Origin of the sequence: Nostoc sp., assembly GCF_036917555.1 — a bacterium.
In the GTDB taxonomy this organism is placed as follows: Bacteria; Cyanobacteriota; Cyanobacteriia; order Cyanobacteriales; family Nostocaceae; genus Nostoc.
Genome location: NZ_JBALDD010000033.1, coordinates 50,400 through 64,973 on the forward strand (window position 1 = coordinate 50,400; position 14,574 = coordinate 64,973).

Sequence of the window (14,574 nt, forward strand, 5' to 3'; positions counted from 1 at the left end):
ACTTAAACTTACTTAATGCATCAACTGCTACCCACCTTCATGGTTAGCGCTAGGATAGCTATGTATTTTATGAAAGTATAAATATGGCTCAAACTTTTTACGTAAATTCAGTAGCAGGCAGTGATGCCAACCCAGGTAGCCAACAAGCCCCTTTCAAAACTATTACTAAAGCCCTTAAAGTAGCTACTGTTGATACCAAGATTCAACTAGCAAATGGTAATTACAATGCTGCTAGCGGTGAAGTCTTTCCACTAACGGTTCCATCTGGTGTGAGAGTGGTGGGTAATGAAACCGACAAAGGCAATGGTATTTTGATTGAAGGAAGTGGTAATTACCTAAGCCGTACTTTTGCTGGTCAGAATGTCACTTTGGTGTTGCTGGATAAAGCCGAACTGCGGGGCGTGACTGTAACAAATTTGGCTAGCCGTGGTAGTGGTGTCTGGATTGAATCAACTGCCCCTACTGTTGCTAATAGCACCTTCATCAATAATAAGCGGGAGGGAGTATTTGCTACAGGCGATGCTAGCCCAGTGATTCTAGGTAATGTGTTCAGTGAGAATGCAGCCAATGGAATTGCGATCGCTAAAAATTCTAAAGGTCAAATTGAAAATAACACCTACTTCAAAACAGGTTTTGGCATTGCCATTAGTGATACTGCATCACCTATCCTTCGAGATAACAGAATTTATGAAAACCGTTCTGGAATCATCATCTCTGGTAGCGCTCGTCCCGTATTACGTAATAATGTCAGTGAAAATAATACTGAAGATGGTATCACAGTGATTGGAACTGCTCTACCGGATATCGGTGGTAATAATAATCCAGGGGGCAATACTCTACGCAATAACGGTAAATTTGATTTACAAAATGCCAGTTCCAACAAGCTGGTTTCTCTAGGAAATAAAATAGATGCGTCTAAAGTCGCCGGAAACATAGAGTTTGCAGATAGTTCGGTTCCAACACCGACACCAACGCCAACACCAACACCAACACCGACACCAACGCCAACTCCAACGCCAACACCAACACCAACTCCAACTCCAACACCAACTCCAACGCCAACTCCAACACCAACTCCAACTCCAACTCCAATTCCAACTCCAACTCCAACCCCGACTCCAACGCCAACACCAACACCAACACCAACACCAACACCAACTCCAACACCTACTATTGAATTAACCGATATTGCGAATCATTGGGCAGGTGGGTTTATTCGGGAATTAGTAAAATTGGGGATAGTTAATGGTTTTCCTGATCGCACATTTAAACCCAATGCAACGATGACACGGGCACAATACGCGGCAATACTGGTAAAAGCTTTCAACCCACCACCAAGCCGGGCAGCGATCAAATTCAAAGATGTACCAGCAGACTTCTGGGCATCCAAGGTAATTCAGCAGGCATATCAAGGTTTATTTCTCTCTGGTTTTCCCGACAATACCTTTAGTCCCAACAAAAATATCCAGCGCGTGCAAGTAATTGTCTCTTTGGTGAATGGACTGGGGTTATCTAGCGATGGTACGGCAACTATTAAAGTTTTCGATGACCAAGCCAAGATTCCTGAATATGCTAAGGATGAAGTGATAAAAGCTATAGACAAGGAAATTATCGTCAATTACCCAAACCTGAAACAACTCAATCCTACCCGTGATGCTACACGCGGTGAGGTAGCGGCGATAGTGTATCAAGCTTTGGTAGATGCTGGTCGTGTAGCAGCAATCAACTCGTCTTATATAGTAACTGCTTGAAGGAGGCAGGAGGCAGGGGGCAGAAGGAGCAAATCATTTATAGGACAATACAGTTCAGTTAAGCATTTCTTCCTTCTCTTCCTTTGCGTTCTTCTCTACAAAACCCAACGCGTAGCTTGCTTCTCCGTAGCAGTATGCGTTTTTTGCGTTAGCCTATGGTAGTTTTGCGTCTACGTTAAAAAAATTGACTTTGATAAAAAGTTAAGCTTAATCCAAGCGTATTTAGCGATCGCTACCAATATTTACTATTGACTGCTTTTAACGGTGTTTTCACCTGCCCCACTTTCCTGGAAACCCAAATATATAGCAGTTTTCATGTATTTGAACCACATCTGTGCCCCTACTGCGTGGTCTATTTACCTGAAAATAGCTGTAAATCAGGCTTTCTTAATTTTGAATTTTGAATTGGTATTATTACCATAGAATTGATAACGAAGCCTTTGTAAAGTCTTCAACTATCAAAAGATAGAAGCTCTAGTAGCAGATTTTACCTGTAAAAAAACAAAAGTCTGTATTCAAAGTAAGCTTGTAGCATACAAAACGCTTGTAAGATTTTTATGACTTCCCGGATTCGCTTTTTAATGTGCCCTCCTGACCACTACGACGTGGACTATGTGATTAATCCTTGGATGGAAGGGAATATTCACAAATCATCGCGCGATCGCGCCGTGGAACAGTGGCAGGGACTACATCAAATCCTCAAAGAACACGCCATTGTAGATTTAGTACCACCTGAAAAAGGCTGGCCTGATTTGGTTTTTACTGCCAACGCTGGCTTAGTTCTGGGTGATAATGTCGTCCTCAGTCGCTTTTTGCACAAAGAACGTCAGGGAGAGGAACCTTACTTCAAGCAATGGTTTGAGGGAAATGGTTACACAGTCAATGAACTTCCCAAAGATTTGCCCTTTGAGGGAGCAGGAGACGCACTGCTGGATCGGGAAGGACGCTGGTTATGGGCGGGATACGGTTTCCGCTCAGAATTAGATTCTCACCCTTATCTAGCTAAATGGCTGGATATTGAGGTGCTATCTTTACGATTAATAGACGAACGTTTCTATCATCTAGATACCTGTTTTTGTCCCTTAGCAAATGGCTATTTGCTATACTATCCCGGCGCTTTTGATTCTTACTCCAACCGCTTAATTGAAATGCGAGTCGCATCAGAAAAGCGAATTGCAATTGAAGAGGCTGATGCAGTCAACTTCGCTTGTAATGCGGTGAATGTGGATAGCATCGTCATTATGAACAAGACGAGTGATGCTTTGAAAACCCGTCTTGCGGATGCAGGTTTCCAAGTGCTGGAAACGCCACTTACGGAATTTCTCAAAGCTGGTGGTGCAGCTAAATGCTTAACTTTGCGGGTGACAGAACCAGTTAGAGATGAAATTCATGCCAATGTCTCGGTAGAAAGCCGCGTCATTCGCATGGAAGGACATTTGCTAGATGCTGGCTTAATTAACCGTGCTTTGGATTTGATTATAGATGCCGGGGGAAGTTTCAAAGTCCTGAATTTCAACTTGGGAGAACAACGGCAAAGTACTTCAGCCGCCGAGGTAAGGGTATCAGCACCATCCCATGAGGTGATGGAAGAAATCATCTCCCGGTTGATTGAATTGGGTGCAGTAGATTTACCCCATGATGAGCGAGATGCCAAACTAGAGCCAGTAATTCAAGATGGCGTTGCGCCCGATGATTTCTACGTCAGTACAATTTATCCCACCGAAGTGCGAATTAATGGTCAGTGGGTGAAGGTAGAAAATCAGCGGATGGATGGGGCGATCGCCATTACTCAAACTTCCACAGGTTTAGTTGCTCGGTGTAAAATACTTCGCGATTTAAAAGTTGGCGAACAGGTAATTGTAGACGTTTTAGGTATCCGCACCATCCGCAAAACTGAATCGCGGGAACTCCGCAGCACTCAAGAATTCAGCTTTATGTCGGCAGGAGTTTCCAGCGAACGGCGCGTGGAATTAGTCGTTGAACAAGTGGCTTGGGAATTGCGTAAAATCCGCGATGCTGGTGGTAAAGTAGTTGTCACGGCTGGCCCTGTGGTAATTCACACTGGTGGCGGCGAACACTTGGCACAACTGATTCGGGAAGGATATGTACAGGCATTGCTGGCTGGTAATGCGATCGCAGTTCACGATATTGAGCAAAATATCATGGGCACTTCCTTGGGTGTGGACATGAAGCGGGGTGTCGCCGTGCATGGTGGACACCGCCATCACCTGAAGGTAATTAATAGTATCCGCCGTTATGGTAGCATTCCCAAAGCTGTGGAGGCGGGAGCAATTAAAAGTGGCGTGATGTATGAGTGTGTCCACAATAATATACCTTTTGTGCTTGCGGGTTCGATTCGGGATGACGGGCCTTTGCCTGATACCCAAATGGATTTGATTCAAGCACAGGAGCAATATGCCAAACACTTAGAAGGTGCAGAGATGATTTTGATGCTGTCATCAATGCTGCACTCTATTGGGGTGGGAAATATGACCCCGGCTGGTGTGAAAATGGTATGTGTAGATATTAATCCAGCTGTGGTGACAAAGTTAAGCGATCGCGGTTCTGTAGAATCGGTGGGTGTGGTAACAGATGTGGGTTTGTTCCTCAGTCTGTTGATTCAGCAGTTGGATAAGTTAACAAGTCCTTATGTAAATAAGGTACGTTAAGAAAATAAACCGCAGAGGCGCAGAGAAAGGGAGATGACAAGAGTAGCTTTCAGTGAAGAGTTGCAGATTAATTGGGTCAGTTTTATAGCTGATTTCTTGTTGGTAGGGATGGTTTTTGGCCCGCCTATCGCTCCCTTTTTGGCTGCGTCTGGAGTATCTTTGCTTCCTGGAATTGCGGACATCATTTATTTCATGGGAAATCATGTCTGTCCGCAACCAGATATGGGGTTAGATTTAGCACCACCGTTTATTATGGCTGTGTGTATGCGCTGCTATGGCACTGTCACGGGTTTGCTAATTACTCGTCTGTTGTATGGCGTAACTGATGGTAAGGGATTTTACTGGTTAAGTCAGTATGGCAGGAGTGGTGTGGCGATCCCTACGGGGGCAAGCTACGCAAGTGTGCTGATGATGGCTTATCCTTTGGAATTGGCAGCACAGATTTTTGGTTTGTGGAGTTTTAATAACTATCTGGTTACGCCTTTTGGGTTAATTACAGGTTTGGCGTGGGGATTGTTTACTATGCCTATTTTGCATGGGTGGCATCGTACTAAAACTAGCTTGACCCAATTGTAGATTTTACCGCACAACTTTATAGAATGGATTAATTTTTGTAAGTTGATGCAATGGTATTGTAAGCCGAAACAATCGCATTGTAAGTTGATGCAATGGCATTGTAAGTCAAAACAATCGCATTGTCAGTCGATGCAATGGCATTGTAAGTCAAAACAATCGCATTGTCAGTCGATGCAATGGCATTGTAAGCCGAAACAATCGCATTGTAAGTTAAAACAATCGCATTGCAGCAGGTTGCGTTTAAATAGCACAGCAATGCAAATACAAAAATGCAAGAGGATAATAAAAGCAGTCCACCTCGGTTTTAGCTTGCGTTAACGTTAGCTAAAGTGGTGAAGAAGATAAAAGCTGTTTACGGACGCGCTCGCTTGCGTTATGGATGGAAGAAAAAAGTCAAATCCTTTTCCCTTCTGCCTCCTGTCTCCTGCCTCCTGCCTTGTTTCTTAAATAAGCGATCGCTACCAACCAATAATTGCTAAACCCGGTACTTTTGGAAATTCCCGATCCGCCGTTACTAGGTTCGCAGTTAGTTTAGATTTATCTCCAAATATACACAAGAAGCTGACTAACCTCGCTAACTGTACTGGTTGAAAGAAATCAGAAATTCTGATAATCCTTTTAGAGCAAGCATTTGAAGAGATTAATATTCAGGTAATTAAGTAAGTGAGTTACTTAACTCAAATAACTTGTGCTTCTATTATACCAGTATTAATTTCATGGAAGCTTTACCCGATAATTGGGCAGATATTCAACCTGATACTGTATATCTTTCAACCAGTGGTCTGCTAGTTTCATTTGCCAGTGAACAAATCAAGCTAGGATTAAAATATGATCACAAAGGGAAACATTTAAAAGCCATTGAGAAAGGGCAAGTGCCCCCTCGTGGTAATGTTGGGTTGGTGGCTTCTCAAGAATCAGGCTACGATTTGAAATCTAAAGTCTTAGGTAAAGGTGGCGACCGCCGATTTCATGCAAAATTCATTGATGGTAGATTACACTTCCCTGGTTTGGTGACAGAACATTAAACCCACATAAATATGACAAGATTAGAATTAAAAAATCATCAAGTCTGGAGAGATTTAACTGAAATATTAGAAAAGTTAGATGCCAATATTCTTGTTCAAGAACATCTTAACCAATGTGATTATAAAGTATGCGGTTACTGGGATGAACAAGATGAATATTATGAAACAATTACGTTGCCTCGTACCCTAGAAGCCAAATTAGTTAGCAGTTCTATTGGTATTACTTACCAAGAACGTTTTTTACAACTAAAATTTTTCCTTATAGTTGATGTAGTTGATACCACAAAAATACCAAATAATAACACTCAAAAGATTGGTGAATTAGTTCTTATTTATGATGAAAATATAGAATTTGTTGATGAAAATTGGTTTTTAGATGTCGATTCTTCAATGCTTGAAATAAGTTGAACTTCACTCATGACTTGCATCGATTTCTGGACAGAATTCGTTGTGTCGTAAGATTCGGATCATCTTTCGCCCAGGATGTTTGAACAACACATCAAACTCACTATTGGGCATTCTCAAGTTTTCAGGAATAAGATAGGTTTGGATTGGTTCTGTTAGCACTAACCCATGCCCAGGAAATAGAATAATGGTAATTTCACCAGCACATAGACATCCTAAAACTCGTGCAGGGACACGCACATAAAAATACGAACTGTCTTCTTTATGGTGCATATCACGATATTGTAAGCATCAGCTAGTAATGTGCTGTAACTATTTAGCGATCGCTAGTATTTACAGTACTAGCGATCGCCATATTTCTTATCGCTGTGGTCTTATACTGGTTGTACCTACTTCCACCTTCTGCGCTCCTTCAACGATTTGGTAAAGTTTGTGTTCAAATTTCTGCATACACGCCGACCAATCAAAGTCAAGTATAGAGGGGCGAGCGTGTCTAGTCATATCTGCTTTCAAATCAGGATTTTCCAGAATCGCAATTACTTTTTGGGCGAAATCTGTGGGATTGTTAGGTTGGGCAAGGAAGCCGTTATGTCCAGGAAATACCTGTTCTGAGGTTGATGGTGCAACAACAGCAACCAGAGGAGTTCCAGACGCTAATGCTTCGTTATTTGTCGTGCAGAAGTTCTCGGTGACGGAGGGATTGACAAAAATATTTGCTCTGGCAAACCAACCTAGAAGTTCCGTACCATGAGACTCACCCCATACAGTAATACCTGAGCCAAACTTTTTAGCACGCTCACGGATCTCCTCATCTAGCGGGCCACTACCAACAATCACCAGATGGACATCAGGAATTTTGGCAGCGATGAGTGGAAATATATCAAGTAATTGATTAACATTCTTTTCGGGTGTGATGCGTCCGACAAACAACAGAGTTGGTCGGTTATCGTTGGGAATTGGGTTGTAACAAATGTTTCGCGGGTGAAATTTTTCGCAATCGATGCCTTGATAAGCGACGTATTCAGCGCGTTGGCATTTCAGTTCTTCGTATTTAGTCAGTTGTTCTTTAGAAGAGAAATAATTGAAGTCATAAGACTCACTAAATTGCTTGACTAAAACGGGAACGATGGGACGAACCAAATTGAAGAACCTGTCTCCAAAGTAATATTTGATATACGCAACGATATCTGTATGGAAGAGTGATATTATTGGCGTGCCTGTTCGTTTTGCGTATTGAGTGCCGACAGGACGACCATAACCTTGTAAGAAAAATGAGTATAAACCTCTCATTTGCGCTGCTTCTTCAACCACGATAATATCGGGTTTGAATTTCTCCAGCAACTTGGTATCACTCCAATGCCGATAGTTCAACGGTTGAGGAAGAGACTTGTAGAATACCAGTGGTTCTGTGGGGAATGCGTAAGCAGAAAAATTGGCGAAAGATTGAATTTCCTCCAAACCTGGCATGGGGCGATCGCCAACATTTTTGGGGTAGCGATCGTTGATTTGCGGATGGATTAAAAAAACCTCATGTCCCTGCTCTAGCAACCAACGAACTCGTTGGTGAACTGCAACGGAAACACCAGTTAAGAAAGGAGCGTACAATCCTGTAAACAGTGCAATGCGAAGTTTTTGCTTAGTCATAATAAAGGGGAATATTTCACAAAATTGCTGGTTTTTAACTTAGGATTTACGCAGCTTATGTTTCATGAACATCCTGATTATTTGGCTCAGAAATTCCCACTAATACAGTTAGACTAAAGATTTACGCATCGTCAAATAGCTGAAATTTTCGATTTTGAAGTGGATGTTTATAGTGCTTCTAGTTTGTGTGCAATAGATTCTGAACTCTCTCCTTCTACAATAGATGCTTTGAGGCACTCCCCTGATAGCAACAAAAGTTTTTCCGCTTTTCTCTCTTCTTAGGCTACGGTGTACACACAAGTCCTTGTAACCCCCTCTAACTCCCCCAATGCCTTGGGCGAGAACTGGATATTTCCCCCCTTGGTAAGGCTACCGTGTATACACAAGTCTGAAATAGCTGAGAAATCACGGTTTTACCCCACTCTAACCCTCCCCTTTCTAAGGGGAGCCACTGCGTTGGGTGGGCAATGCCCGACTTGAAGCACGTGGCGTGAGGGAACTAGATTTTCCGGTTTCCCTCCAATAAAGGGGGGGATTAAGGGAGGTAAATTCAGGGTTTGGGCTTCATTACCAAGATGTGTGTACACCGTAGCTTCTTAAAAGAGAGTTAGAGAAAAGTATGGAAAATGTTGGGGATTAAGTAGACTCAATTGCAAACCTGTATATAAACCTGGGTTAGAAACTAACAAAACATCCAAAAGGCTAAGTCAAAATTCCCCTTAATATATTTGTCTAAACCCTTGCCATTAATGCAAATCCATTTTGCTATTCAACAAGTAAAAACGTATCTTTTTACAAGGGTTATAGCTAACATAGTTCTACTAAATATAAGATAATACAATTTGAAGACTAGGGAATGTTTAATGTAATAACTTTCATGCCCTAGTTGATATTTAGCGATTTAATTCAAAGAGAAACCTTGCTATTAATAGGCTGATCCAACCATTGATAAGGGCGATATTCCACTAAGCGGACATTCCAAGGTCCTTTAACCCGATAGCTGACACCACGCCAGGTAACTGTTGATGTCCACAGGGATGATAGCATCGCTAACCCATAAACCCACTGTGTCAGCGGAATCCCAATCAACATTTTAATGATTGTAGCAGCTGATAATTTGGCGATTGCCTGGTCATTAGAGCGAACCACTCGCTGTATCTCTAATTCCAACACCAGCATTATCAAGAGTAATCCGACAGTGTAAACTCCATAGCAGACTAACAATAGAGCCGCAGCTTCCCATTTTGCCTCTAACAGCGACTCTAGAACTAAAATGATCAGTACAGTCGGAAACAAAATGCTAGAAACAGCTTCACTAACAAGAGCCAACCAACGGGGATGATACAGTCGAGAAAAAAGGATAAGGCGCTTGAGATAGTCTATTAAGTTGAATAAATCAGTCTCTTCACGATTGACTATTAGCAGCGAAGGCACAAACTTTACCTGAAAACCATGTTTTTTGAGGATACCGTGCATCATAAAATCTTCGCCTAAAGCTTGTCCCCACTTATCTAGCAGTTCTGTTTGGCGAAGTACTTCTGTTTTCACAGCCAAAGTTCCACCCCAAGGAATTTGGAAGATAAACATTTGTACTACTGTGGACACATTGCCGACGTACCGCACTAAAGAACCCCAATACTTACCAGTTGGTACGTACCAACGATTGCCGGTTGTTGCCCCGATTTTCGCATCGCCTAAAGGACTAACTAATTCTCGCAGCCAATTCAAATGAACTATAGTATCAGCATCTACTAAAGCAACCACCTTATAAGAATCGTCCAACTCACGGATAGCTTGGATTAAAGAACTGCATTTGAGACTACAATTGTTGCGTACTATTCTCAAAGGGCTGATTTGAACATTAGTTGCTTCTTGCTCAGTGATGGTTTCACTAGCAATTTTCCAAGCAGGATCTTCGTGACTATCAACGATTAATTTTAAATCATACTGTGGATAGTTTTGATTTAGGAGCGATCGCAAACATCTAGGCAAAAACGGATCGGCTCCGCGTAAGCAAAGAATTACTGCTGTTTTGGGCAACTGATCATCTGGTAATAAGTTCTTTTTAGACGATCGCAGATACCATATAAAGACAAGCGTAAAACACACCTGAATAACCAGCCAACCCATCAAAGACTTAGACAGAAATATTGCCAAATCTTCCATTAAATTTTTAGTCTCCGACAGAATAAGGGATTGGGCATGGGGCATTGGGCATGGGGCATTGGGCATTGGGCATTGGGAAAGAGGAGGCAGGAGGCTGAAGTTCTTTAATTTTGAATTTTGAATTTATTTCCCCCTCATCTCCCTCATCCCCACTCCCCACTCTTTTACGAATCCAGCGAATATTTCATAATGATGTTGACTGTTGTATTTTTGTTTACAGCAAAACTGGCATCACGAAACTTTGGTGTACCTGTTTGTATGGACACAGTTGGATTTTTGGAAATCCCAAAACCTTCTTTGGGAATACCGAAAAAGTCTTTATTGAGTTTGCGATCGCCATTTTGATCGTCAACCACAGCGACAGCATAAGTTCCAGGTTTCAAACCGGAGAATTTTTTTGTTACAGAAATGCCAGTAATTTTAGCGCAGCCACTTTGAGCTTCACTAGTACTACTCATAGGAAATCCTTTGTCATTTGCATAAACTCGAAAGCAAATCTCACCTTTTTGGTGATGTATTCCATTTACTACAACGTTAAGTGTTGTAGTTGGCTCTGCATTCGCTGTTTTAGCAAAGCTGATGCTCACTAAAGTAGCAAGTAAAACATGAGATAGTTGAGGTAGTTTCAGCATAATTTTGTGTCAGAATAGGTGATTTCGGGGTTGATAGAAAGCTGCGTTAGTCAGCTTTTATTTCTGAACTAATTCGTTCAAAGTGTGATTTGCTGTTCTTTAATTGATGCTGGTTGCCAACCTTTCCAAAGTCTTGGCAGTGCTATTAGCAAATCTTTCAGTAAAAGATGTTCTGTTCCTTTTAACTGCTGATATAGACTTATATGACAACACAGCCGCTCATATAAACTCAGGGGACAACACCAGATGGAGAATATATACTCCCAGATTATTCTCCAATGTGGGAATAAAATTTGTCCTTTCTTTGCTGAATCAAACCACACTGTATACCCATAAAAATCAGGCAGCATACTCAAGAATGATTTTTGGTTTTTATTTGTTAACAACAAATAATTGGGGAAAAACATACTCATTGATTGTTGCGGATGACTTCTGAAGAAAAACAGGTATTCAGGGATTTCATAAAACCTACCGAGAATACCAAGTCTTAACAAGAGAATTCCATCTGCATTACCATAACCACCCATAGGCGGTATCTTTTTCAAAACACTAGCACGAATTACCCCGTAACATTGATCACATAAATGCTTGGTCAGTAATTCGTGAAAACGCTCATGTGGTTTTAGTGCATCTGCCTTGACTTTAATATCATAATTTTGGATAAAATTCCCCTGTTCATCAATGAAATATGCCTGGGAGTGACACAAGATTATGGTCGGATCTTGGTCAAGTACCTCAACACACTTCTTGATAAAATCTGGAGAATGTAGATCGTCATGCGCTGCCCATTTAAAATACTCACCCGAAGACAGTTTCAAGACGCGATTAAAGTTACCAGCACAACCGATATTCTTGTCATTGCGGTAGTAACAAATACGCTGGTCTTGCTCGGCATAAGCTCTACAAATTTCCTCAGTTTTATCTGTAGATGCATTATCTGAAATAATTAGCTCAAAATCTTCAAAGGTCTGAGCCAAGAGTGAATCTATGGCTTCTTTGATAAATTTTTCACCATTGTATACAGGTAATCCGATGCTCAATCGTGGCTGATTGTTACTCATAGAAAACAAGTATTCGGAAAATCTGTGGATTAGTTTATGCTTAATCGTAGTTAGGTAGATGCAACATAAAAATTTAGAATTCAGAATCCAAAAGTCAGAATTAAGAATACTTTGATACCAAGCTTAATCATTTCAAGTAAATCCAGTGTCTTCTAGCTTATTCCTTTTACAATCATTCTGAATTCTGACTCGTGACACCTGAATTCCCAAAAATCTATGAACTATTTCATCAAGCTTTGAATATCTGTTTTTTGCAGCCATTCATGTGTTTGCTGCATTCCTAATTCTAGGTCAACGACTGGTTTATAATTTAACAGATTTTGGGCTTTGGCAATGGAACAAGCGTAAGGACGAGTCATAAAATCTATAGACTCTGGTAGAATATCAACTTTTTTCCGAAAAAGCTTTTGTCCTTGAACACGTAGCTTTAGAAACAACTTGATTTCATCTTTCGATAATGAAAGGGGTGCTTGTAAATCTTCCATTGCTGCTAAACGCATAAAATACTCTTTCCACGAAGTTTCTTGTCCATCGGTAATATTAAATATTTCACCGTAGATTTCTTTTTCTATTGCCAGAAAGATACTATCAATCAGGTTATCTATATATACATGATTAATCACTCCTTTAGCATCATTGGCGCAAGCAAATAATTTTTGGCGCATCATCAGAATTGGTCTGACTATCCAGGGGATACTTCCTGGTCCGTAAACATCTCCGGCTCGAATAACGATGATGCCAAAATCTGGAGGATTATTCAGTTCTAAAACTGCGGTTTCAGCTTCTATTTTAGTTTGACAGTAGGGATTATTTTCGCCAGATAGTGGCCCAGATTCTGTAACACCATTAGGATAGTTGAAACCGTAAACCATCACACTAGAAAGATGTACAAATATTTTTACATCAGCTTGTTTAGCGGCTTTAGCCATGTTGACAGTACCGCCAACATTAACATCACGAAAATGCTTAATTGCACCAGTTTCTTCAGCAATTTGCTCTGTATGTAAAACAATATCTACTCCCTGGCAAGCCTTTTGAGCAATAGTAGAATCGGTGATACTACCAATAATTACCTCTACACCTAAATTCTGTAATCGTTTGTTCTGTTCTGTAGAACTTTGTAGTCCACGAACCTTCATCCCTTGCGCTATGGCTAACTCGGCTGTACGCAAACCGACAAATTCATTAATCCCGGTAATTAGGAGAGTTTTGTCTTTGAGGTTCATAAAATCGAAATTATTGTTAAATAGGTGAATTTGAGTTGTTAGATAAAAGACTTTAAGTAATACCAAATTCAAATATTGGTAAATACTTTTAATCTAAAATCTAAAATTGATATAAGAAGAATTTTTCTGTGGAGAGGCTGCACTAATATTCAGATATCAGTCTAGAGCGTGGCAAAACAGTCAATTCATTTTGCTGCCATGAATCAGTTAGAAAATGTCTCCTGGATCTGCAGAGCGGAGTTTATTGATAGCAAGCGCTCCTGATGTTATACACATTAAAACTGTTGAGGTTAAGACAATCACTGCATTATTAGTAGTCATAACTATTGGCAGTTTAGTTGCTTCGGCGGCAAAACTATATAACAAAACAGAAGTAAGAAATCCTGGGATATAACCTAAGATTGCCAAAATCAAAGCTTGCTGAAATACCACATTTAGTAAATAGCTATTGGCATAACCTATGGCTTTTAAAGTGGCGTAAGCAACAAACTGTGTAGCAATATTGCTGTAAAGAATTTGATAAACAATAACTACACCAACAACCGCAGCCATTGTTAACATCAAGTTAAGAATAAAACCAATGGGTGTTCTGACAGCCCAATATTTTTTTTCAAAATCAATGAAGCCTTGGCGGGTAAAAACTTGGACATCATTAGGCAAACTTGCTTGTAAATTTTTCAGTACTGTTTCTGCATTAGTACCAGGTTTGAGGGAAATCAAACCAATATCTATCATATCTGCCGGACGAGTATTGGGATTTATCCTCAAGAAAGTGGAGTCACTAACAAGTAAATTTCCGTCTACACCAAAGGAAGGCCCTAATGTGAATAAGCCACCGATTCTAACTCTATAACCAATTAATGAATTGAAGGGAAATATTTCAATTGTCTGTGCAGTCTCTCCCGCATTAAATTTTTCAGCTATTGGGCCAAACTCTGGGCGAGAACCCCGGTCAAAAAGCATGACATCAGGAGTTTTGAGTTTATCTAAATTTATCTCAACTTCTGGGATGTTTATCACAGGTCTACCCGGATCGAAACCAATAACGTATATTGAATATTTCTCACCAGTTGCCGGATTTTTCAGTTTGGCAAATTGCAAATACATGGGACTAACTGACTCGACGCCATCAAACCCCAGAGATTGGTATAAACGAGTCCGCGAAAAACTTTGATTTGAGGTCAAAGATTTATATTGCGAACTAACTAAAAATAAATCTCCTTTAAGATTCTGATGGACTGCGGTTGCACTGGAATAGAGGGCATCCTGAAAACCAAGTTGCACAAACATTAGCAGCACAATAAAACCAATTCCGGCTACAGCTACTAATAAACGAACTTTTTGCTGGGCTAGCTGTAGCCATGCTAAAGGAATTTTGAAAATCATGGATTTATTTATTATTTGTCATTTGTCATTTGT

At 40.7% G+C, this 14,574-nt stretch carries 12 protein-coding genes; 5 read left to right on the forward strand and 7 right to left on the reverse strand.

The genetic code is table 11. The features are described from left to right. Positions 1-83: 83 nt before the first annotated feature. The 5 genes from V7K60_RS14265 (at position 84) to V7K60_RS14285 (ending at position 6,429) form a co-directional block, all read left to right on the forward strand. Positions 84-1,751: a DUF1565 domain-containing protein gene (locus V7K60_RS14265; protein ID WP_334926480.1), complete on the forward strand. Its 1,668-nt coding sequence runs from the start codon at positions 84-86 to the stop codon at positions 1,749-1,751. Positions 1,752-2,308: 557 nt separating this feature from the next. Then, the gene (gene argZ, locus V7K60_RS14270) at positions 2,309-4,420 is read left to right on the forward strand and encodes a bifunctional arginine dihydrolase/ornithine cyclodeaminase (protein ID WP_334926482.1); all 2,112 of its coding nucleotides are present in this window, start codon (positions 2,309-2,311) and stop codon (positions 4,418-4,420) included. A 33-nt stretch (positions 4,421-4,453) separates the two neighbouring features. Further along, positions 4,454-4,996 carry a DUF2085 domain-containing protein gene (locus V7K60_RS14275; RefSeq protein WP_334926484.1) on the forward strand — a complete coding sequence of 181 codons (543 nt, stop codon included), beginning with the start codon at positions 4,454-4,456 and terminating at the stop codon, positions 4,994-4,996. 716 nt (positions 4,997-5,712) lie between these two features. Then, positions 5,713-6,021, forward strand: coding sequence for a hypothetical protein (locus tag V7K60_RS14280; protein ID WP_334926485.1), 309 nt, complete (start codon positions 5,713-5,715; stop codon positions 6,019-6,021). 12 nt (positions 6,022-6,033) lie between these two features. Further along, positions 6,034-6,429, forward strand: coding sequence for a hypothetical protein (locus V7K60_RS14285; protein WP_334926486.1), 396 nt, complete (start codon positions 6,034-6,036; stop codon positions 6,427-6,429). A gap of 3 nt (positions 6,430-6,432) precedes the next feature. Here V7K60_RS14285 and V7K60_RS14290 read toward each other — a convergent pair whose 3' ends face one another. The 7 genes from V7K60_RS14290 to devC all read right to left on the reverse strand — a co-directional run bounded on the left by V7K60_RS14290 (position 6,433) and on the right by devC (position 14,541). Continuing rightward, positions 6,433-6,699, reverse strand: coding sequence for a hypothetical protein (locus V7K60_RS14290; RefSeq protein ID WP_322670393.1), 267 nt, complete (start codon positions 6,697-6,699; stop codon positions 6,433-6,435). Between the two features lie 87 nt (positions 6,700-6,786). After that, on the reverse strand, positions 6,787-8,070 hold the full coding sequence (locus V7K60_RS14295) for a glycosyltransferase (protein ID WP_334926489.1): 1,284 nt from the start codon (positions 8,068-8,070) through the stop codon (positions 6,787-6,789). A 906-nt stretch (positions 8,071-8,976) separates the two neighbouring features. Next, positions 8,977-10,236, reverse strand: a complete 1,260-nt coding sequence (locus V7K60_RS14300; RefSeq protein WP_334926549.1) for a glycosyltransferase — start codon at positions 10,234-10,236, stop codon at positions 8,977-8,979. A 164-nt stretch (positions 10,237-10,400) separates the two neighbouring features. Beyond that, a complete protein-coding gene (locus V7K60_RS14305; protein ID WP_334926490.1) occupies positions 10,401-10,868 on the reverse strand; it encodes a DUF2141 domain-containing protein in 468 nt (155 codons plus the stop codon). 77 nt (positions 10,869-10,945) lie between these two features. Further along, entirely contained in the window at positions 10,946-11,929 is a 984-nt protein-coding gene (locus V7K60_RS14310; RefSeq protein ID WP_334926492.1) for a glycosyltransferase family 2 protein, read from the reverse strand. Between the two features lie 221 nt (positions 11,930-12,150). After that, positions 12,151-13,155, reverse strand: coding sequence for an NAD-dependent epimerase/dehydratase family protein (locus V7K60_RS14315; protein WP_334926494.1), 1,005 nt, complete (start codon positions 13,153-13,155; stop codon positions 12,151-12,153). A 207-nt stretch (positions 13,156-13,362) separates the two neighbouring features. Then, entirely contained in the window at positions 13,363-14,541 is a 1,179-nt protein-coding gene (gene devC / locus V7K60_RS14320) for an ABC transporter permease DevC (RefSeq protein WP_334926496.1), read from the reverse strand. Positions 14,542-14,574: the final 33 nt, after the last annotated feature.

What these genes read in the sequence shown, in the direction of transcription:
- V7K60_RS14265 (WP_334926480.1), top strand. Translation starts at nt 84, where the DNA reads ATGGCTCAAACTTTTTACGTAAATTCAGTAGCAGGCAGTGATGCCAAC.
- argZ (WP_334926482.1), top strand. Translation starts at nt 2,309, where the DNA reads ATGACTTCCCGGATTCGCTTTTTAATGTGCCCTCCTGACCACTACGAC.
- V7K60_RS14275 (WP_334926484.1), top strand. Translation starts at nt 4,454, where the DNA reads ATGACAAGAGTAGCTTTCAGTGAAGAGTTGCAGATTAATTGGGTCAGT.
- V7K60_RS14280 (WP_334926485.1), top strand. Translation starts at nt 5,713, where the DNA reads ATGGAAGCTTTACCCGATAATTGGGCAGATATTCAACCTGATACTGTA.
- V7K60_RS14285 (WP_334926486.1), top strand. Translation starts at nt 6,034, where the DNA reads ATGACAAGATTAGAATTAAAAAATCATCAAGTCTGGAGAGATTTAACT.
- V7K60_RS14290 (WP_322670393.1), bottom strand. Translation starts at nt 6,699, where the DNA reads ATGCACCATAAAGAAGACAGTTCGTATTTTTATGTGCGTGTCCCTGCA.
- V7K60_RS14295 (WP_334926489.1), bottom strand. Translation starts at nt 8,070, where the DNA reads ATGACTAAGCAAAAACTTCGCATTGCACTGTTTACAGGATTGTACGCT.
- V7K60_RS14300 (WP_334926549.1), bottom strand. Translation starts at nt 10,236, where the DNA reads ATGGAAGATTTGGCAATATTTCTGTCTAAGTCTTTGATGGGTTGGCTG.
- V7K60_RS14305 (WP_334926490.1), bottom strand. Translation starts at nt 10,868, where the DNA reads ATGCTGAAACTACCTCAACTATCTCATGTTTTACTTGCTACTTTAGTG.
- V7K60_RS14310 (WP_334926492.1), bottom strand. Translation starts at nt 11,929, where the DNA reads ATGAGTAACAATCAGCCACGATTGAGCATCGGATTACCTGTATACAAT.
- V7K60_RS14315 (WP_334926494.1), bottom strand. Translation starts at nt 13,155, where the DNA reads ATGAACCTCAAAGACAAAACTCTCCTAATTACCGGGATTAATGAATTT.
- devC (WP_334926496.1), bottom strand. Translation starts at nt 14,541, where the DNA reads ATGATTTTCAAAATTCCTTTAGCATGGCTACAGCTAGCCCAGCAAAAA.